Here is a 20441-nt window from a genome sequence, read left to right as displayed (position 1 = left end):
AGATGTTACTAGAGAGGTCCACGAGCTAAGCGCCCTGTGGCACTCCCGCATCCTGAACGCGGTTGACGGCCGAGGTGATGGCCTTCAAGGAAGCGTAAGTGATGGAGGAAGCGATGCCCACGCCCCAGACCTTTGTGCCATTGACGGAGACCAGGGCGTACGCGGCGGCTTCGGCGTCGTCACCAGAGGTGCGCGCGTGCTGCGAGTACTCCTGAACTTCCACGTCCATGCCCAGGGAATCCAGAGCGTTGCAGTAGGCGGCGATCGGACCGTTGCCGTGACCCTTGATGGTCTGCGCCTCGCCACGGTACTCGATCTGAGCGGTGACCTTGGCTTCTTCGCCCTCAGCCTGGCCGCCATCGACAGTCACAGAGATAGCCTCGATGGGAGCCACGCGATCCAAGTACTCGCCAGCGAAGATATCCCACATGGCCTTCGGGTTGACCTCGCCACCCTCGGCATCCGTGACTGCCTGCACCACGGAAGAGAACTCCACCTGCATGGGGCGCGGCAGATCCAGGTTGTGATCCGTCTTCATGATGTAGGCCACGCCGCCCTTTCCGGACTGCGAATTCACGCGGATCACGGCCTCGTAGGTACGGCCGATGTCCTTCGGATCGATGGGCAGGTATGGAACCTCCCACGTGGCCTCGCGGATATCGCCCGTGCGGTCTTGCATGGCGTTCAGGCCCTTGTTGATGGCGTCCTGGTGGGAACCGGAGAACGCGGTGAAGACCAAGTCGCCGCCATAAGGGTGGCGCTCAGGCACGCGCAGCTGATTGCAGTACTCCACCGTGCGGCGGATCTGATCGATATCGGAGAAATCAATCTGCGGATCCACACCCTGGGTCAGCAAGTTCAGGCCCAAGGTGACCAGGCAGACGTTGCCGGTGCGCTCGCCGTTGCCGAACAGGCAGCCCTCGATGCGGTCTGCGCCGGCCATGTAGCCCAGCTCAGCTGCGGCAACGCCCTCGCCGCGGTCGTTGTGGGGGTGCAGGGACAGGATGATGGAATCGCGGTTGTTCAGGTTGCGGTGCATCCACTCGATGGAATCCGCGTAGACGTTCGGAGTGATCATCTCCACCGTCGACGGCAGGTTCAGAATCATCGGGTTTTCTGGAGTTGGTTCCATGATGGCAACCACTGCGTCGCAGACTTCCTTGGCGTAGTCCACCTCGGTGCCCGTGAAGGATTCGGGGGAGTACTCCCAGCGCCAGTTGGTGTCTGGGTAATCCACGGCGATGGTCTTGATCAGCTCAGCGGCATCCGTAGCCAGCTTCTTGATGGCCTCGCGATCCTTGCGGAAAACCACGCGGCGCTGCAGCTCGGAGGTGGAATTGTAGAAGTGCACGATGACGTTCTTCGCGCCCTCACACGCCTCGAACGTGCGGCGGATCAGGTGCTCGCGTGCCTGGACCAGAACCTGGATGGTCACGTCCTCGGGGATGCGGCCACCCTCGATGATCTCGCGGACGAAATCGAAATCCGTCTGGGACGCGGAGGGGAAGCCCACCTCGATTTCCTTGTAGCCCATCTGCACCAGCAGATCGAACATCCGGCGCTTGCGCTCAGGGCTCATGGGATCAATCAAGGCCTGGTTGCCATCGCGCAGATCCACGGCACACCACTGGGGAGCGCGGTCGATGACCTTATCTGGCCAGGTGCGATCAGGCAGGGTGATGTGATCGACTTCTTCGAAGAATGGCAGGTAGCGGGCATCGCGCATCTGCGAATTGTGCTGCTTGTTCCAAGCGGGCTGGCCATCGGGGATGTTGCCGTCTGGAGTGTTGATGGCAGCGGGGGCGGAGATGAATGTGTCGTTCATGAGAAAAGAGGCTCCTGGAAAGTCTGTGGTGTTTCAAGATTTCCGACCGGCAGCACTTACTCCGCGACGGGGTGCCGGTCGGAAAGAAGATTTAGACCTGAGCCCCGCCGCGGCGCAGAAGGAGAGCGCTGACGCGGAATGAGAACATGCAGATCACTATAGCGCGCATCACAGTGGCTGTGGCGAAAAGGGGGTATTTCCATGGGAGAGCGCGTCTCACTGAGTGAGATGGGGGAATTGCTGATGATTGTCTCCGCGGTGGTTACACTGGGCAAGACAACTTCATAACTCGCACATCTCCGCGGGAGCGTACACCTCAAGGCACTTAGCCGTGAACCAGTGCGCTGAGAGGGTCCTAGGACATAAGGGCCGACCGCTTGAACCTGACCGGGTAATGCCGGCGAAGGAAGGAAAACCCATCATGGGCACACGTCTGACTGCGAAATCTGCACCTCCAGAGGAAGGCCAGGTCACTACCGGCCCGATCTACCGCAGCCGCAAGGTCTACAACACCGTCACTCACACCAACACGGACGGCTCCACCACGGAACTGCGCATCCCCGCCCGCGCCATCGAGCTGACCACCGGCGAGGACTTCGAGGTCTACGACACCTCCGGCATCTACACCGAAGAAAACCCGCAGCTGGACCTCAAGACCGGCCTGGCCAAGACCCGCGACGAGTGGGAGAAGCCAGAAGCCGCACCCGCCAGCGACGAGCACCCCGAACTCAAGGTCAAGACCCAGCTGGCCTGGGCACGCGCCGGAATCATCACCCCGGAAATGACATTCATCGCTCACCGCGAGGGCTTCGAGCCGGAGTTCGTCCGCCGCGAAGTCGCCTCCGGCCGCGCGGTGATCACCGCCAACCACAAGCACCCAGAGATCGAGCCGATGATCATCGGTCGCAACTTCGCGGTGAAGATCAACGCCAACATGGGTAACTCCGCCGTGACCAGCTCCATCGCGGAAGAGGTGGAAAAGATGGTGTGGGCCGCGCGCTGGGGTGCGGACACGATCATGGACTTGTCCACCGGCAATGACATCCACGAGACCCGTGAGTGGATCCTGCGTAACTCCCCTGTTCCCGTGGGCACCGTGCCCATCTACCAAGCACTGGAGAAGGTCAACGGCGACCCAACGAAGCTGACGTGGGAGATCTACCGCGACACCGTCATCGAGCAGTGCGAGCAGGGCGTGGACTACATGACCATCCACGCTGGCGTGCTGCTGCGCTACGTTCCGCTAACCACCGAGCGCGTCACCGGCATCGTCTCCCGTGGCGGTTCCATCATGGCGGCGTGGTGCTTGGATGGTCACCGCGAGTCCTTCCTGTACACGCACTTCGAGGAACTGTGCGACATCTTGGCGAGCTATGATGTCACCTTCTCCCTCGGCGATGGCCTGCGTCCCGGTTCTATTGCCGACGCCAACGATGAGGCTCAATTGTCAGAGCTCAAGACCCTGGGTGAGCTGACCCGCATTGCGAAGTCGCGCGGCGCCCAGGTGATGATCGAAGGCCCCGGACACATTCCGATGCACAAGATCCCCATCAACGTGGAGTGGGAAGAAAACTGGTGTGACGGTGCGCCGTTCTACACGCTGGGCCCACTGGCCACGGACATCGCGCCGGGCTATGACCACATCACTTCCGCCATCGGTGCGGCGATCATCGGCCAGGCCGGCACGGCGATGCTCTGCTATGTCACGCCGAAGGAGCACCTGGGACTGCCGAACCGCGATGACGTGAAGGTGGGCGTGATCACCTACAAGATCGCCGCTCACGCTGCTGACCTGGGCAAGAGTCACCCACGCGCGCAGGAGCGCGACGATGCGCTGTCCAAGGCTCGTTTCGAGTTCCGCTGGCATGACCAGTTCGCGCTGGCGCTGGATCCAGATACCGCGCTGGAGTACCACGATGAAACCCTGCCCGCGGAGCCGGCCAAGACCGCGCACTTCTGCTCGATGTGTGGCCCGAAGTTCTGCTCCATGCGCATCTCCCAGGACATCCGCGATACCTACCCTGCACAGCTGGGCATGCCCGGCGGCCCGAACCGCGCGGTGGATGCGGATGTTCAGGCTGCGGTGGAAGAAGGTATGAAGGAGATGTCAGAGAAGTTCCGCGAGCACGGCGGACAGCTTTACCTCGACGAAGCCGAGGTGGAAGAAGAAATTCAGCAGGCAGAAGGAGAAAATGCCTCGATCAACTGAGCTTGACCTCCGCTGCTACTTCGTGACCGGCAGCGGGGAGCCACAGCAGATTGTGGACACCGCCCGCGCTGCCGCGATGGGCGGAGCGGGGATGATCCAGGTCCGCTCCAAGCCGATTTCCGCGCGCGGACTCTATGAGCTCACCGCTCGCGTGGCCGCGGAGGTGCACGCTGTGGCGCCGGAGACGAAGGTGCTGGTGGACGACCGTGTTGATGTAGCGGCTGCCTTAATCAACGAAGGCCACCACGTCCACGGCGTGCACATTGGGCAGGACGATCTGCCTGTCCCGTCCGCCCGAGCGCTGCTGGGACCGGATGCGGTGATCGGCCTAACCACCGGCACCTTGGAGTTGATCGAGGCGGCCAACGAGCACGCCGAGATCCTGGACTACGTGGGGTGCGGCCCGTTCCGCGCCACGCCGACCAAGGATTCCGGGCGCACGCCGTTGGGTCTGCAGGGTTTCGCGCCGATCGTTGCGGAATCTGCGGTTCCTGTAGTGGCAATTGGCGACGTCACCAGCGACGATGCCGCTGATCTCGCAGCCGTGGGAGTGGATGGCCTGGCGATTGTGCGAGGCATTATGCACGCTCAAGATCCCGAAGAATACGTGCGCGGTGTGATCGCGGGCTTCGAGGCGGGGCGAGCCCGATGAAGGTGACTGTCATTGGAGCGGGGACCATCGGCCTGTCCACGGCGGTGACGCTCGCGGCTGGCGGTCATGAGGTGACCGTGATTGACCCCGCTCCCGCTTCTGGCTCCACGTATCACGCCGGCGGCATGCTCGCGCCTGCCGCAGAGGTGGTCTACCAGCAGGATCCGCTGTTTCCGCTGATGCAGGCGGCGGGGCAGTGGTACCCAGAGCTGGTGGAACTGGTGGCGCAGCACACGGACGTCCCCACGGGGCATCAGGCTCACGGCACGCTCGTGGTGGCCGCTGATAGGGCCGATGCCCAGCACTTGGGCGAGCTGATGGACTACCAAGTGGCCCACGGGATGACCGTGGAGCGGATCACCACTCGGCAGGCGCGTACACAAGAGCCCGCACTGAGCCCACGGCTGGCCGGAGCGGTGAGTATTCCGGGGGATCACCAGGTGTTTCCGCGTCAGTTTGCGGCGGCGATGCAGGACGCGGCGGGGAACCTGGGAGTGCGTTTCATCACGGAGACGGCCGAAGAGATTGCGGGAGCCTCGGTGGTTTTAGGCTCCGGCGAGACCGTAGATGCCGAGCAGATCGTGCTGGCTAATGGGCTGGGCGCAGCGTCCGTGCGTGGCTGGTACGAAGATCGCATGCCGCTGCAGCTACGCCCGGTGTACGGCGATATCTTGCGGCTGAGCGTGCCGAAGCCACTGCAGCCGCTGGTGACCAAGGTCATCCGCGGGTTCGTGGAAGACCGGCCCATCTACGTGATCCCGCGCGAGGACGGGACCGTGGCCATCGGCGCAACCTCCCGTGAGGACGGGCGCGCCGAGCCCCGAGTGAGCGGAGTGCACGAATTGCTGCGGGATGCCATTCGCGTGGTGCCCGGGGTGGAAGAGTGCGACCTTGTGGAAGCTAGCGCCGGAGCCCGCCCGGGCACCCCAGACGACCTGCCTTACCTGGGAAGAGTCAACGAACACGTGGTGGTATCCACCGGTTACTTCCGCCACGGAATCCTGCTGACAGCGCTAGCTGCGAAGGTCACGCGGGAGATCATCGAAGGCGTTCAGCCTAGTGTGGATATTGCAGCGTGCTCGCCAGAACGCCACACGAGAGAAGGAATAAACCATGAACGTGATCGTTAACGAGGAAAAGACCGAACTTGCCGACGGAGCAACCGTCGCGGACCTCGTGGAGCACCTCACCGGCGAAGTAGCAGAAGCCGGAGTGGCCGTGGCCGTGGAAGGTCGCGTAGTTTTCCGTTCCGCATGGCAAGAAACCACCCTCGAGGACGGTGCCCGTGTGGACGTCCTCACCGCAGTCCAAGGGGGCTAACACAGTTGCTGAACATCGCGGACAAGCAGTTCGAATCTCACCTCATCATGGGCACGGGCGGAGCCACTTCGCAGTCCATGCTGGAGCAGGCATTGGTGGCTTCTGGAACGCAGCTGACCACCGTGGCCATGCGCCGGTTCCGCGCCGCTGCCAAGGGGGAGGGTGAAAGCGTTTTTGACCTGCTGAAACGCCTGAATATCGCCCCGCTGCCCAACACAGCGGGATGTCGCACTGCGCGAGATGCCGTGATCACCGCCCGGCTAGCCCAGGAGGCCTTAGGCACCAACTGGGTCAAAGTGGAAGTCATCCACGACGATCGCACTCTCTTGCCGGATGTGGTGGAGACCATCGACGCCACCGAGCAGCTGGTCAACGAAGGCTTCACCGTCATGGCCTACACCTCCGACGACCCGATCGCCGCCAAGCGACTTGAGGACGCGGGAGCATCGGCCGTGATGCCGCTGGGCTCGCCCATCGGCACGGGCCTGGGCATTCTGAACCCGCACAATATTGAGCTGATCTGCGCAAACACAGATATTCCCATCTTGATTGACGCGGGCGTGGGTACTGCATCAGACGCCGCGCTGGCCATGGAACTGGGCTGTTCCGGCGTACTGCTGGCCAGCGCCGTCAACCGCTGTCAGGATCCCGTGGCGATGGCTGAAGCAATGCGGCATGCCGTGGAAGCCGGGCGCCTTGCGCGCGGCGCTGGCCGGATCCCCACACGCACCCATGCGCAGGCATCGTCCACGTTTGAGGGCCTCGCGAACTGGGCCGACGAGGTTCTGTGATGAGCGCGGATACAGAACTGACGCGCGAGGAGCTGCGCCGCACAGCGCGGCATCTGAACCTGCCCGGGTTCGGGATCGAACAGCAGCGCAGGCTGCGCGCCGCGCACGTCCTGGTGGTGGGGGCCGGTGGGCTGGGCTGTCCGGCGTTGCAGCAACTGGCGGCGGTTGGCGTCGGAAAAATAACAATCATCGACGATGACACCGTTGACCTCACCAACATCCACCGCCAGATCCTGTTCACCGCAGACGACGTAGGCAAGCCCAAAGTGGAGGTGGCTGCCGCGCGGATCCGTGGCTTGCAACCGGGGATCGAGGTCTGCGAGCTGCGGCGACGTCTCGATTCCGCGAACGCCGTGGCGATCGTGGGCGGGGTGGACCTGGTGTTGGATGGTTCGGATTCGTTTGGGACCAAGTACCTTGTTGCCGACGCCGCGGAGATCACCTCCACGCCTCTCGTATGGGGAACGGTGCTGCAATACCGGGGCGACGTGGCGCTGTGGCACTCCGGGACCGAGACCGAGGACGGGCGCGGAGTAGGGCTGCGTGACATCTTCCCGGTCCAGCCCGGTGGCGATTTCGTGCCCGATTGCGCGACCGCGGGTGTGTTGGGCGTGACCACCTCAGTGGTGGCGGGCCTGATGGTGACCCAGGTAGTAGCGCATCTCGCGCAGCTGCCGGGTGCGGGCAATCCGGGGCGCCTGACTAGCTACGAGGCGCTCAGCGCACGCATGCGCACGCTGGAGGTGCAGGCAGATCCGGGGCGTGAGTTGGTTTCTGAGCTGGAGCAGAGCTACGACGTGGGCTGCGCGATGCCCGGCGAGGCCGCGGCAGAAGAAGCCGAGCGGCAGCGACTGCTGGGGCTGGTTCGTGACGGGCGGGCCGTTGCAGTGGACATCCGCGAGCCGCACGAAGTGCTCCTCAAGCCGTGGCCCGATGCCGAACCCGTGCTGCTGCCAGGAAGCGAGGTCAGCAGTATCGATGACCTGCCGGAGTTCGACAAAAACCTGGTGGTGGCCTGTGCGGCCGGTGTGCGCAGTGCACGCTTCGTGGAAAACTACGGCGAGCAACTATCCCGCCGAGGCATCCAGGCACAGAGTCTGCCCGGGGGCGTTAATTCACTTTCTCCGTCACGCTCATCCGGCTAAGCGCAACAGTCGCGCCAACCATGACAGTAAGAGCCACGCACATCGAGAACCAGCCGACGCTCGTGGTGACCTGGAAACGCTCGCCCAACACCGCATAGCCCAGCGAGAACGCCACCAGAGGCTCCACAATGGTCATCGCGGGCAGAGAGTTCTTCAACGCTCCCGCATTAAAGCTCAGCTGTTGCACGGCAGTTCCGATCCCAGCCAGCGCCAACAGAGCGTAGAGCTCCCATCCGGTGACCAGACCTTCCATGCCGCGCAGTCGGAAAGTATCCACCACGGCCTTGGACATCAGCGCCAAATAACCCATGATCGAGCCAGTCATCGCGCCATAAAGCAGCGCCTGCATCTCCTTGCCCCGATTCGCGGCGAACAGCAGAATCGCGCCAATCACCACCACCCCGATGCCCAAGACGAGCAGCCATATTTTCAGAGGCGGATGCGAATCTCCTGACGTCGGACGACCAAGAACTACCAGCACCGCCACCGCAACGGTCAACAGCAAAGCCCACGTGGTTTCCGACTTGGATATGCGGCGACCATCCATGCGTGCGCTGAGTGGCAACGTGAACATCAAACTCAGCACCAAAATCGGCTGCACGATCAGCAACGTGCCAAAATTCAGCGCCACAATCTGCAAGCCATAGCCCGCCATCGCGCCGAGCAAACCACCCCACCACCAGGGAGAACGCACTGCATTGAGCAGCGGGACGTCATTGTCCTCAGAGGTAGATGCAACCCGATGGCGGATCACCGTGCCCCACGCGATCGTCAGCGCGGAGAGCAGGGCAAAGAAGATCGCCAGCAGATTGTTTTCATTCATCGATCCCAAACTCTAGCCCACGACAATGCGCGAAACTGCACCGAGCGGTTCAACAGACCAGCACGCTGGGGTAGAATCTGGACGTTAAGACTCACGAACAAGCGCGTCTGATGAATCGGCGTGCACGAAAGGGTGAACGCCACGTGGCACTCATCGTCCAGAAATACGGCGGATCGTCGTTGGAAAGCGCCGAACGCATCCGGCGCGTGGCTGAGCGCATCGTGGAAACTAAGAAGCAGGGCAACGACGTTGTCGTGGTCTGCTCCGCCATGGGAGACACCACCGATGAGCTGCTCGACCTCGCCGAGCAAGTCAACCCAGTTCCCCCAGCCCGTGAGATGGACATGTTGCTCACCGCAGGCGAGCGCATCTCCAATGCCCTAGTGGCCATGGCCATCGAATCCCTCGGAGCCGAAGCACAGTCCTTCACAGGCTCCCAAGCCGGCGTGCTCACCACCGAGCGCCACGGCAACGCACGTATCGTGGGCGTGACCCCCGGTCGTGTGCAGGAAGCGCTGGACGGCGGCAAGATCTGCTTGGTCGCTGGCTTCCAGGGGGTCAACCGTGAAACCCGGGACGTCACCACGCTGGGTCGTGGTGGATCCGACGCCACCGCCGTAGCCCTCGCCGCTGCCCTGCAGGCCGACGTCTGCGAGATCTACTCGGACGTCGACGGCGTGTACACCGCTGACCCACGCATCGTGAAGAACGCACGCAAGCTTGACAAAATCAGCTTCGAAGAAATGCTGGAAATGGCGGCCGTGGGTGCCAAGGTGCTCATGCTCCGCAGCGTGGAATATGCCCGCGCATTCAACGTTCCCCTGCGCGTGCGCTCCTCGTACAGCAGCGATATTGGCACCCTAGTTTCCGGATCAATGGAGGATATTCCCGTGGAAGAGGCAGTACTCACCGGCGTGGCACACGACCGCTCCGAAGCAAAGATCACCGTCCTGGGCATCCCAGACACCCCAGGGGAGGCCGCGAAGGTGTTCCGCGCCATCGCAGATGCCGAGATCAACCTGGACATGGTTCTGCAGAACGTCTCCAAGCTGGACAACAACCGGACGGACATCACGTTCACCTGCCCGCGCGAAGACGGACGCCGCGCCGTGCAGATGCTGAAGTCCATGAAGGAAGCCGCCGAGTGGCAGGACGTCCTCTATGACGATCAGATCGGCAAGGTCTCCCTGGTGGGAGCCGGCATGAAGTCCCACCCCGGAGTGACCGCAGACTTCTGCGAGGCTCTGCGCGATGCAGGAGTCAATATCGAACTGATCTCCACCTCCGAGATCCGCATCTCCGTGCTGGTTCGCGAGTCTGAACTGGATAAGGCTGTCGTCGCACTGCACGATCGCTTCCAATTGGGCGGCGAAGAAGAGGTCACCGTGTACGCGGGGACTGGCCGCTAAACCTTTTTCAACTTTCCCCTCGAAAGGACACTGATTTCTCATGACCACCATCGCCGTCGTGGGCGCTACCGGCCAGGTTGGTCGCGTGATGCGCTCTATCCTGCAGGAACGCAACTTCCCAGCAGATACCGTCCGCTTCTTCGCCTCCTCCCGCTCCGCCGGAACTGAGCTGGAGTTTGGGGACAACAAGATCGTCGTGGAAGACGTGGCAGCCACCTCCACCGAGGACCTCCGCGGCATCGATATCGCGCTGTTCTCCGCTGGTGGCGGTACCTCCCGCGAGCACGCCCCACGCTTCGCCGAGGCAGGTGCCGTGGTGGTGGACAACTCTTCCGCATGGCGCAAGGATGAGAATGTTCCCCTCGTGGTTTCCGAGGTCAACCCCGGCGACGCCAAGAACACCACCAAGGGCATCATCGCCAACCCGAACTGCACCACCATGGCAGCTATGCCCGTGCTGGGTCCACTGCATGCGGAAGCCGGCTTGCAGCGCCTGCGCGTCAGTTCCTACCAGGCAGTATCTGGTTCCGGCCTGTCCGGCGTGTCCGCGCTAATCGATCAGACGCGTGCCAACGCTGACAACCTGGAGGAGTTGGTGCACGATGGTTCCGCGCTGAACGTGGACAGCACCGATCCTTACGTGGCTCCCATCGCGTTCAACGCACTGCCGATGGCCGGCAACCTCGTGGACGACGGCTCCGAGGAGACCGACGAAGAACAGAAGCTGCGCAACGAGTCCCGCAAGATCTTGGGTATCCCTAACTTGCTGGTGGCGGGCACCTGCGTGCGCGTGCCTGTGCTGACCGGCCACACCATGACGGTGCACGCACAGTTCGACAAGTCCATCACCCCGGAGCGGGCGCGCGAGATTCTCGCCGATGCTCCCGGTGTGGAGGTCGTGGACGTCCCCACGCCATTGGAGGCAGCAGGCAAGGACAACTCACTGGTGGGACGCATTCGCCAGGATCAGTCCGTCGACGGCGGCCGCGGACTGGTGCTGGTGGTCAGTGGCGACAACCTGCGCAAGGGTGCCGCGCTGAACACCATCCAGATCGCAGAACTGCTGGTCTAGCTCCTTTTAAGAGCCGCAGCAGCCAGGGGCGCAGAAGTTTCCGTTCTTGGTGTGGCCGAAGTTCGGCACCGTGCCGAACTTCTCCGCGATCTGCTTTGCGGCTTGCTGCTCCTCAGTCAACGGCTGGGGATCCTCGGCGATCATGTCCACCACCATCGCGGCGAAGGACTTGCTGAGCCCCGGAGTGGCGGAGCGCACGAAGGAAATGCCTGCCTCGTCTGCAGCATCCTTGGCCTCGGTGTCCAGATCCCACTTGACCTCAATGTGATCGGTGATGAAGCCGATGGGGCACAGCACGATGGGGCGCGTATTGCCATGCTCGGCGCGCGACTCGATGTGATCACAGACATCTGGCTCCAGCCACGGCGTGTGAGGAGAACCAGAGCGGGACTGCCACACGAGCTCAACGTCGTATTCCGTACCTACACCGAGATCCACGCCCACGGATTCACCCGTGTTGGCGGGTCCATCGCCGCGCCCACCCACTGGCTCGTGCTCTGCCAGGCGGCCCGTCCACGCATAGCTGGCCCCCGTTCCGGGTTGGCCGGCAAAGGAGCTGGCTTGCTGGACTAAGCGAGCCGAGTCCAAGACCTGCTGGGAGTAGAGATTGCCGCCGAAGCTGTGCGGTCCGGCCTGGTCGTCGGCAACATTCGGCACCGAGTGGGCGGTGAAGATGAGCTCGGCATTTTTCTGATCCTCGTCGGACAGCTGCGCGCGAGCTGCGTCCACGCCCGCAGCGAACTCCGCGATGAAGGCGGGGTTGTCGTGGAAGTGAGGGAGGCGTTCCATCGTCGGTGCCTTCACCCCGGCCTTTTCGCAGGCAGCGATGGCTCGCTGGATGTCCTCTTGGTACTGCGAGCAGCCTGAATAGCCACCCCAAGCGCTGGTGACGAACACATAAGCGTGGGTAATGCCGTCCTTGGCCATCTGGACGGTGGCCTCTTCCACGAACGGCTCCCAGTTACGGTTGCCGAAGTAGACGGGCAGATCGATGCCACGCTCGGTGAGCTCCGCCTCAATGTTCGCGATGACCTGGAGGTTTTGCTCGTTGATCGGGGACTTTCCGCCCAACGTGAAATAGTGCTCGCCAACCTGTTCCAAACGCTCGCGCGGGATGCCTCGCCCGCGGGTGACGTTCTCCAAAAAAGGAACGACATCCTCGGACTTATTCGGTCCGCCGAAGGATAGGAGCAGCAGTGCCTGTGGGGAGCTAGTCATAGTTTCAACCTTAGTAGTCAGTTGCCGGTTCACCCATTGACGGGCTGTTCTTTCCCAGCTCGTGGAGCAGCGCATCCCGCACATGTGGGTAGCGGAAGGGGTGCTCCAGCCGGTTTAGCGCGCCGGGCACCACGTTTTGGTCGGCCAATGCCAATTCCTCCGCGCCGCGTTCGCCCAGAAGTGCTTTGGGACCCAACTCCGGCACGGGAATCTTGAGCTTGGACAGTGGGGAACCGCCGACGTCCGCAAGAACCTCCGTGAACTCCGCATTCGTGACAATGTTCGGCGCCACGGCGTTGACCGGGCCCTGCATCAGAGGGTCGATCAGCGCGCGGTGATAGATGCTTACCAAGTCCTGCAGGCTGATCCATGCAAAGTGCTGCGAACCATCGCCTAGCGGGCCGCCGCCCACCCTCACCGAGGCAGTCAGCATGTCCAGCATCGGCGAGCCGCCCGCGAGCACCAGCCCGGTGCGCACGTTGGTGACACGAAGTCCGGCATCTCGGGCTGGTTGGGTGGCATCCTCCCATTGTTTTACGACGCCACCAATCACTCCCTCGCGCCCGTATTCTGCCTGCTCATCGACTGCTTCCGGGCGATCATGACCGTAGAATCCCACCGCAGAAGCACACACGAAGGTATGCACGCTTTCAGTGCGCGCAGCCAGTTCCGCGAGCTTCTTCGTAGGGCCTACGCGCGAATCGCGAACCTTTTCGATGTGCTCATCCGTAAAGCGCCCGGCGATGGGATGGCCTGCCAGGTGCACCACGGCATCCACCCCGTCCAAGAGGTTTTCCGGAGGATACTGCGGATCCCATTGCCGCTGGTCATCCTCAGTGGCGGAACGGGTAATACGAATAACCTTGTGCCCCGCCACCCGCAACAGTGCGCACAGCTGGGTGCCCACCAGCCCGGAGGCTCCCGTAACAGCCACAGTCATGGACTGGGTAGTGCTGCCCGCCCACAGACGAGCGTGAGCCAAGTGGTTGAGATCCTGTTTCAGCTGCTCCTGGCGGAATCCCCACACGCCGGACAACGCCTTGGCGGAGAAGATATGTGGGGCGTTCGTGGTGATTTCATCCCGCAGGACACTCTGGTTAGGCTCCGCGCCCTCTTCGAACTTGTGTATGTGGCGCCAGCCCATCGCTTTGCCTAGGCCGCGGGTGGTGCAGTAATCGGAGAACTGCGCCGAGCCCGCTGTGCCGAGGGGCACAAAGTAGTCAGGATCATGCTGCCCTTCCCAAACGATCCCGCCGGGAAACTTCATGCGGGTCTTGCCGCTCTTGAGATTATCCGCCTCTTGCAAGATAGAAATACGGCTAAAGCCCGGGGTCAGCCGAGTGACCGCGCCAGGTGAGGCGTGATAGTTCCAAAGGTCGCTTAAGGGGTGGGTGAGTGTCTGGGAAAATGCTGTGGTGCTCATGGTGCATACTGTAGCCATGCCCGAGACAGGATGAGTTTCTATCCGAAACGATGTGCCTGATCGGGGGAGGTTTGGCGTCGACCTTGCATGTCCACCAGATCCGCACGTGCACGGGCGACTCGCGAACGAATAGTTCCCACGCGCACACCCGCGATCCCGGCGGCCTCGGCGTAGGTATAACCGAGCATCTGCGTGAGGATCAACGCCTCGCGCCGCTCCGGCTCCAACCTGTCGATCAGAGCGCGAGTGTCCACCCACTCCGCCCAGGTCTGGCCGCCGGTGGTCTCCGTGGCGGGAGTGCCATTGGCTTGCTCGTCCCAATCGCCAGCTGTTTTGCGCGGGCGGGCCATATCGTGGCGGACGGAATCCACCCATACGCGACGAGCCAAGGACAAAATCCAGGTGCGAGCCGTAGACCTAGCCGCGAAACGAGGAAGCGCGCCCAGCACGCGCAGGTAGGTCTCCTGGGTGAGGTCATCGGCGCGATCGGCATCCGCCAAGTGCGCCAGCAGACGCCACACGTCATCGTGGGTCTCCGCGATGAACTTCGTCAAAGCCGCCCGATCCCCCCGGGCGGCGCGGAGAGCCAGATCCGTTACGGACGCGTCGCGAGCAGATACCGCGTTTTCGCTGTGCGTGCCTCGGTCAGGCGGGGATTTCATGAAGGTAGCTTAACACATCCCCCAAATGGGGTTAGTAAATACGGTGTGCGAAAAAATCTAAAAATCTTGCTGGCAAGCTCGAGAGGGAGACCACAAGGAGGTATCACCTATGTTTACTCAAGACCAGCAACACACTTCCAAGGACATCGCCGAGCGAGGCGTCTGCCCTTACTCCGGCCCATCCACCAACGTCAACGGTGCACCCGTTCACACCGAAGAGCACTCCGCAACCGTTGGCGAGCAGGGCCCCCTCCTACTCAGCGACGTTCACCTCACTGAGAAGCACGCGCATTTCAATCGCGAGCGCATCCCCGAGCGCAACGTCCACGCCAAGGGCTCCGGCGCCTTCGGTGAACTGACCGTCACCGAGGACGTATCCAAGTACACCAAGGCAGATCTGTTCCAGCCGGGTCGCGTGACCCCAATGCTAGCGCGTTTCTCTACCGTTGCCGGCGAGCAGGGCTTCCCTGATGCCGTGCGCGACGTTCGCGGATTCTCGCTGAAGTTCTACACCCAAGAGGGCAACTACGACATCGTCGGCAACAACACTCCAGTGTTCTTCCTGCGCGATGGTGTGAAGTTCCCAGACTTTATCCGCTCTCAGAAGCGTCTGGCTGATACCGGCTTGCACTCTGCAGATATGCAGTGGGATTTCTGGACCCGCTCCCCGGAGTCTGCTCACCAGGTGACTTACTTGATGGGAGACCGCGGCATCCCTAAGAGCTTCCGCAACATGGACGGATTCAGCTCCCACACCTACCAGTGGATCAACGAAAACAACGAGCGTTTTTGGGTCAAGTACCACTTCAAGACCCGCCAGGGCTGGGAAACTCTGACTGACGATGAAGCTGCACAGGTTGTGGCTTCTGGCGATTTCGATTCCAGCCGTCGCGACCTCTACGAAGCAATCGAGCGCGGCGACTACCCAACGTGGGACGTCAAGGTGCAGATCATGCCCATCGATGAAGCCGAGGGCTACAGATGGAACCCATTCGATCTGACCAAGACCTGGTCGCAGAAGGATTACCCACTCATCCCAGTGGGTCACTTCACTCTGAACCAGAACCCACAGAACTTCTTCGCACAGATCGAGACGGCAGCATTCGCGCCGTCCAACATCGTGCCTGGTGTGGGCTTTTCCCCAGACAAGATGCTGCTGGCCCGCGCGTTCGCGTACGCGGATACCCAGCGCTACCGCCTCGGAGTGAATCACCACCAGCTGCCTTCTAACCGTTCCGTGGTCAAGGACAAGAACTACTACACCGCCAAGGATGGCGCTGGTAACCAAGAGTTCCCACCAGCTGGCACTCCGGTCTACTCCCCGAACCGCTTCGAACGCGGCGAGGGCACGGACGATGTGTCTGACGGATCTGGCGCCGTGCAAAAGGGTGTGGAGCCAGGTCAGTCCCAGTACGGCTTCGGCCGCGGCCAAGAATCTGGCACGGGCATTGCCTACGATCTGGGTCTCTTCGATGACCTGCATGGTCGCGACCTGACCCGCGGAGCGTACATCCGCCACGAGGATGACGATGACTTCATGCAGGCAGGCATCCTCGTCCGCGAGGTGTTGGACGATGCAGCTCGCGAGCGCCTAGCAAACAACATCGCCGGCGCCATGGACGGTGTCTCTGACCAGGTTGCCGAACAGTGCTGGGTCTACTGGGGTAACGTGGACGAAAACCTGCGCGACCGCGTGAAGGAAATCTTCACCGAAGCACAGTCCAAGTAACGGCCATCACGCAACAGAGTTAAGGAGAACTAAGAGATGAGCGATGCTCTTTACACAGCAAAGTCCCTGTCCACCGGCGGAGGTCGCGATGGACACGTGGCCACCCACGATCGGACCCTGGATCTCGACGTTCGCCCACCCAAGGAACTGGGCGGCAGCGGCGAAGGCACCAACCCAGAGCAGCTGGTGGCTTCCGGTTGGGCAGCCTGCTTTAACGGCGCATTGCAGCTGATGATGAAGCAGGACGGCGTGAACTCTGATCAGACCCCTGAGGTTGAGGTCACCATGACTCTCAACAAGGGCGATGACGGCATGTTCCTGACCGCCACCATCAACGCCACCGTCTTTGATGTGGATCAAGACAAGGCCACCGAGCTGGTCAACAAGGCGCACGAATTCTGCCCTTACTCCAAGGCAATGCGCGGCAATGTGGACGCCAAGGTCACGGCTAACGCAGCCTAATTACGACCTTCCCCGAAGGGGCCAAGGCGCTGAAGATTACTTCGGCTCTTTGGCCCTTTCGCCGCCCGAAAGCGGAACAGTGTGGTCCCAGTGGGTAGCGTGCAACGCACGGCCCATGATGTAGGAGCCCACGGCCTGGATCACCAGCAGGGTGAAGATAGCCGCGATGGCGCGTAGGAATACGCCGAAGTCAAACCCGATTTCTCCCCAAGAATACACCAGGTTGGACAGAATCAGCAGTGGCAAACCCACGCCCGCAGCGGGGCCGATCATGTTGATCTGGGATATGGCATCTGGTGCTAAGTACATGGCGCGGGCGGAGACGAATACGTACACCGCACCCGCGAGTGCCAGAGCACCAGCGAGGATCGCGATGGGCCAGGTGGGCTCGTGGAATTCGATGAGCTCGCCGGCCCCGGCAGCAACAAAAGTGAGGTTCATGATGCTTAGCGCCTCCCTCGAGAAATGATCCGCGCGTACGCTGCCGTGCTGAGAGCGCCGAAGAACCCGGCGTAGACGGCCACTTCAAACGTCACGGCGGAACGATCGTAAATGCCGTAACACATGAACAGTGCCGCCATGCAGAGGAAGATGGCATCGGAAAGCACCGCGCGCCGCGCATCGTTGTGGGTGGTCACGGCACGCCACAGCACCATCAGTAGCGCCGCCACTACGATGACCGTGACGATGATCATGATGATGTTGAGAAATTCCTGCGGGGTCATCAGCGCTTCCTCCTGTTCTTCCGGTTGAGATTTTCCTTGGGGTATAGCGGATCGTACATAGTCTCTTCTGGTTTCGTCTCGCCAGTCTGATCTGGATCTTCTCGCTGCTGCATGTGGCCGGTCTTAGGCGACTGGTCATTCCGTGTGCGAGCGCGCTCTGCGTTTCGGCGAGCTACTTCATAGCGCTCCTGCCGGTTCATGTTGGGTAGGTCCTCGGGATTGCGCTCCTCGTCATCTTGGGCGAGGATCGCCGCCACGAACGCTGCGGCGTGCGGGGTGGAGTCCAGCTTCTCTGCGTCAAAGACCGTTTCGTTGTTCTGACGTCCACCGCGGCTGCCGCGGAATCCGCGAGGCCCCGGGCGTCCGCGCTCTACCAGCAGTTTGACGTCCACAGTGATCTCCTGGGACTTCACGCTCGGCACCAGCTTTTCTTCCATGTGCTCGAGTGATTCCAAAAGTTCCTGGGGGTCGGAGCCATACATTGCGTGAACCGCGAGGAAGCGTTGCACGTTGGAGAGACCGTGGGTCTTGAACTCGTTTTCCCCGACCGCGGACGTATCCTTCCGGCTCCATTTGCCGCTGGCGACGTCTCGGTCTACCTCCTTGGGCCCCGTTATTCCGAGTGCCAGAGTGCCCGGGGTCATCGTGATCGACGCAATGAACGCCGCGATGTCCCGCTCCTTGGTGACGCGCAGCGGGTAGTACAGCACCACAGGGGCGATCTTGCGGCCCGTGCCCAGGGTGTCTACCGCCATGACCGTGGATTCTTTAATGATCTGCCCGGTCAGCCACACGCCGTAGCCCAGGGAATGAAAGAACATGCGAAGGTATTTCATCAGTGCTTCTCCTCTGGTGCTGGTTGAGGATCTTCGTGTGAGCGCAGCGCATCCTCATTGCGAGCTTCTTCCTGGATGGAATTCAATGCGCCGTCCGGAACATGTTCCAGGCCGGACGGTCCAGCATCCAGAACTCGACCGATCGTGTTGTTCGAGTCACCCAGCACGCTATCGACGTACGCAGTAGTATCCGTCAGGTTTTTCGCAGCAGACTCTGTGATGGCAAACATCGGCCCGGCCAGCAGGAACATAGCGACGGACAGGCCAATCATGGTGGCGGATGGAAGTACGAAGCGCGGACGGATCCGCAGCTTCGGATCGCACTCGTTGTCATTCATATCGCGGCCCAAGAACACCTCACGCCACACATAAAGCATGGTCAGCAAGGTGCCGTAGGCGGCCACGATGACCGCGCCAATAGCCACCCAGGACAGCCAAGAGCCATCGGTGGCCATGCCCATGACCAGCCCCAGCTTGCCCATCACGCCAGAAAATGGAGGGAAGCCGATGATCGCCAGTGAACCCATGGCAAAGACAATCGCCACAAACGGATCGCGTCGCAGCAGGCCGGACAGCGGGCGGATGCGCCCGGTGCGGTAGGTCTCTTCAATTGCTCCGGAGGCCATGATCAGCGAAGAAACTACGACCATATGGTGCAGCATGTAGTACAGCGCTGCGGAGAGCATGAGTATGGCGTCGTCCTGCAAAAAAGCGAGTGCGATCAAGAAGAACGGAATACCATTGACCATCTGGTAGGCCAACGCGCCACGCACAGTGGGCTCGGAGAGTCCGGTGTAGGCACCGATCACCATGCCCGCGACCATGAATCCGACCACTCCCCAGGCATATGCAGGGTCGCCCTCGAAGATGGTGAGGAAGACACGGAAGATGGCGTACACGCCGATCTTGGTGTGGATGCCAGAGAACAGAGCCATCACCGCCGCGGAGGTGGAAGGGTAGGCGCGCGGCAGCCAAGTGTGTACCGGCGCTAGACCAGCCTTGATGCACAGGGCGATCAGCACCATGCCCAGTGCCGCTATTAACTGCCATTGGTTGCCACCCACGCCCTCGGCGAACTCGGTGCCGCGAGGTCCGGCAGCGCCTGCCAGCGCGGCGATGTTCGTGGTGCCGATGACGCCGTAGGTGGTGGCCACGCCCGCGAGCAGCATCAGCGAGGTCACTAGGTTCACCACGATGAACATGCGGGCCGCAGACAGGCGGGCCCACGTGCCCGTCATGGCCAGCAGGCCGAAGGACGGCATGAGCATGACCTCGATGAACACGAACAGGTTGAACAGGTCTGCCGTGAGCAGTGCGCCCCACGTGCCGGCCTGCACGAGGATCGCCAGCGAGGGGAAGAAACGAGTGGTGGATTCACCCACGATGTCCGCGAACCAGCTGGCGGTCAGCGCGACCACGGAGGTGGCGAGGACCATCATCGCTGCCAGTGAATCAGCGACCAGTGGGATGGAAATGCCGCCCACAAAGCCGCCGACGTTATCCGCGACCACTCCAGGGTCGCTACCTGCGCCGATGGTCAGGTAGTAGAGCAGGTACGCGGAGCCGATGACGCCTGCCAACGGCACGGCGAGCATGAGGAAGCGTCGCACGAGGAGGGACGGAACCACCGCAGCGACTGCGGAGGATAGGAGGGGAACCAGCAGGAAGAGGGAAAGGGAAGCGCCAATGGTCATGAGTTGGTAGCTCCCTTCTTCTCATCTGCGGGGTTAGTGGGTGTGGTGGGCGCCGGAGTACGTTCCGGCTGCTCTACGGTTTTGGTCGCTTTGCCCAGTGTCTCCAGGGAACGCAGCTTGCGTGCGGTGCGTTCGGGGGACTCGACGGTGCGGGTGTCATCGTCTCGGCCGAGCGCTGCCAGCGTGAGCATCACCGCCGTGGAGGCCATGGAGATCACGATGGCGGTCAGCACAAAAGCCTGCGGTAGTGGATCCGCCGCGACATCCGGAGTAGCGCGGTCCATGAGGGGTTCTTGGCGCCATGTGCCGATTCCCGCCGCCAGGATCAAGAGGTTGACTCCGTGGCTGAGCAGGGTGATGCCAACGATGATGCGCACCATGCCGCGCTGTAGCACCATGTAGACACCTCCGCCGATGAGAATGGCGACGATCGCTGCAATGATCAT

20 protein-coding genes and 1 riboswitch are annotated in these 20441 nt (G+C 61.9%); of the genes, 10 read left to right on the top strand and 10 right to left on the bottom strand.

Translation table 11 applies throughout. The features are described 5' to 3' along the window. Positions 1–25: 25 nt before the first annotated feature. On the bottom strand, positions 26–1825 hold the full coding sequence (leuA, locus tag IM764_RS05320; RefSeq protein ID WP_194187153.1) for a 2-isopropylmalate synthase: 1800 nt from the start codon (positions 1823–1825) through the stop codon (positions 26–28). 291 nt (positions 1826–2116) lie between these two features. Next, a riboswitch (TPP riboswitch) is annotated at positions 2117–2251 on the top strand. On the opposite strand from leuA, the gene thiC reads away from it, so the two are divergent. The 6 genes from thiC to IM764_RS05290 all read left to right on the top strand — a co-directional run bounded on the left by thiC (position 2247) and on the right by IM764_RS05290 (position 7942). Further along, entirely contained in the window at positions 2247–4034 is a 1788-nt protein-coding gene (gene thiC, locus IM764_RS05315; protein WP_194187152.1) for a phosphomethylpyrimidine synthase ThiC, read from the top strand. (Overlaps the previous riboswitch by 5 nt.) Then, entirely contained in the window at positions 4018–4686 is a 669-nt protein-coding gene (locus IM764_RS05310; protein WP_194187151.1) for a thiamine phosphate synthase, read from the top strand. The genes thiC and IM764_RS05310 overlap by 17 nt, the downstream gene beginning before the upstream one ends. Next, complete coding sequence (gene thiO / locus IM764_RS05305) at positions 4683–5816, top strand: glycine oxidase ThiO (protein WP_194187150.1); 1134 nt, start codon at positions 4683–4685, stop codon at positions 5814–5816. The genes IM764_RS05310 and thiO overlap by 4 nt, the downstream gene beginning before the upstream one ends. After that, positions 5800–6006: a sulfur carrier protein ThiS gene (gene thiS / locus IM764_RS05300; RefSeq protein WP_099298444.1), complete on the top strand. Its 207-nt coding sequence runs from the start codon at positions 5800–5802 to the stop codon at positions 6004–6006. Before thiO ends, thiS begins: the two co-directional genes overlap by 17 nt. 5 nt (positions 6007–6011) lie before the next feature. Beyond that, entirely contained in the window at positions 6012–6797 is a 786-nt protein-coding gene (locus IM764_RS05295; RefSeq protein ID WP_194187149.1) for a thiazole synthase, read from the top strand. After that, entirely contained in the window at positions 6797–7942 is a 1146-nt protein-coding gene (locus IM764_RS05290) for a ThiF family adenylyltransferase (RefSeq protein ID WP_194187148.1), read from the top strand. Before IM764_RS05295 ends, IM764_RS05290 begins: the two co-directional genes overlap by 1 nt. Here IM764_RS05290 and IM764_RS05285 read toward each other — a convergent pair. Beyond that, a complete protein-coding gene (locus IM764_RS05285) occupies positions 7908–8765 on the bottom strand; it encodes a DMT family transporter (RefSeq protein WP_194187147.1) in 858 nt (285 codons plus the stop codon). The genes IM764_RS05290 and IM764_RS05285 overlap by 35 nt on opposite strands. 143 nt (positions 8766–8908) lie before the next feature. Here IM764_RS05285 and IM764_RS05280 point away from each other — a divergent pair, with 143 nt between their 5' ends. After that, positions 8909–10174, top strand: a complete 1266-nt coding sequence (locus tag IM764_RS05280) for an aspartate kinase (protein WP_194187146.1) — start codon at positions 8909–8911, stop codon at positions 10172–10174. A gap of 40 nt (positions 10175–10214) precedes the next feature. Next, a complete protein-coding gene (locus IM764_RS05275; protein ID WP_194187145.1) occupies positions 10215–11246 on the top strand; it encodes an aspartate-semialdehyde dehydrogenase in 1032 nt (343 codons plus the stop codon). A 6-nt stretch (positions 11247–11252) separates the two neighbouring features. Here IM764_RS05275 and IM764_RS05270 read toward each other — a convergent pair whose 3' ends face one another. From IM764_RS05270 to IM764_RS05260, 3 genes are read right to left on the bottom strand one after another with little or no spacing between them, the layout of a single operon-like run. After that, positions 11253–12464, bottom strand: a complete 1212-nt coding sequence (locus tag IM764_RS05270; protein WP_194187144.1) for a ferrochelatase — start codon at positions 12462–12464, stop codon at positions 11253–11255. Between the two features lie 10 nt (positions 12465–12474). After that, positions 12475–13887: a TIGR01777 family oxidoreductase gene (locus tag IM764_RS05265; protein WP_194187143.1), complete on the bottom strand. Its 1413-nt coding sequence runs from the start codon at positions 13885–13887 to the stop codon at positions 12475–12477. 38 nt (positions 13888–13925) lie between these two features. After that, positions 13926–14549, bottom strand: a complete 624-nt coding sequence (locus IM764_RS05260) for an RNA polymerase sigma factor (RefSeq protein ID WP_099298437.1) — start codon at positions 14547–14549, stop codon at positions 13926–13928. A 109-nt stretch (positions 14550–14658) separates the two neighbouring features. Here IM764_RS05260 and IM764_RS05255 point away from each other — a divergent pair, with 109 nt between their 5' ends. Together IM764_RS05255 and IM764_RS05250 are read left to right on the top strand one after the other, a co-directional pair. After that, the gene (locus tag IM764_RS05255) at positions 14659–16278 is read left to right on the top strand and encodes a catalase (protein WP_099298436.1); all 1620 of its coding nucleotides are present in this window, start codon (positions 14659–14661) and stop codon (positions 16276–16278) included. Positions 16279–16314: 36 nt separating this feature from the next. Further along, positions 16315–16740: an organic hydroperoxide resistance protein gene (locus tag IM764_RS05250; RefSeq protein WP_099298435.1), complete on the top strand. Its 426-nt coding sequence runs from the start codon at positions 16315–16317 to the stop codon at positions 16738–16740. Between the two features lie 36 nt (positions 16741–16776). Here the strand turns inward: IM764_RS05250 and IM764_RS05245 are convergent, their stop codons facing one another. Genes IM764_RS05245 through IM764_RS05225 form a run of 5 tightly spaced genes read right to left on the bottom strand, consistent with a single transcriptional unit; the run spans position 16777 to position 20441 of the window. Next, the gene (locus tag IM764_RS05245; protein WP_099298434.1) at positions 16777–17181 is read right to left on the bottom strand and encodes a Na+/H+ antiporter subunit G; all 405 of its coding nucleotides are present in this window, start codon (positions 17179–17181) and stop codon (positions 16777–16779) included. Between the two features lie 5 nt (positions 17182–17186). Further along, a complete protein-coding gene (locus IM764_RS05240) occupies positions 17187–17465 on the bottom strand; it encodes a monovalent cation/H+ antiporter complex subunit F (RefSeq protein ID WP_099298433.1) in 279 nt (92 codons plus the stop codon). Next, positions 17465–18301 (bottom strand): Na+/H+ antiporter subunit E, encoded by an 837-nt coding sequence (locus IM764_RS05235; RefSeq protein ID WP_099298432.1) that lies wholly within the window; start codon positions 18299–18301, stop codon positions 17465–17467. Before IM764_RS05235 ends, IM764_RS05240 begins: the two co-directional genes overlap by 1 nt. After that, positions 18301–19995, bottom strand: coding sequence for a monovalent cation/H+ antiporter subunit D family protein (locus tag IM764_RS05230; RefSeq protein ID WP_099298431.1), 1695 nt, complete (start codon positions 19993–19995; stop codon positions 18301–18303). Before IM764_RS05230 ends, IM764_RS05235 begins: the two co-directional genes overlap by 1 nt. Then, positions 19992–20441, bottom strand: coding sequence for a cation:proton antiporter subunit C (locus IM764_RS05225; RefSeq protein WP_099298430.1), 450 nt, complete (start codon positions 20439–20441; stop codon positions 19992–19994). Before IM764_RS05225 ends, IM764_RS05230 begins: the two co-directional genes overlap by 4 nt.

The sequence above is a fragment of the Corynebacterium sp. ED61 genome, assembly GCF_015233855.1.
GTDB lineage: Bacteria > Actinomycetota > Actinomycetes > Mycobacteriales > Mycobacteriaceae > Corynebacterium > Corynebacterium dentalis.
Note: the sequence above shows the minus strand (reverse complement) of the source record. Positions and strands in the feature narration are given on the sequence as shown.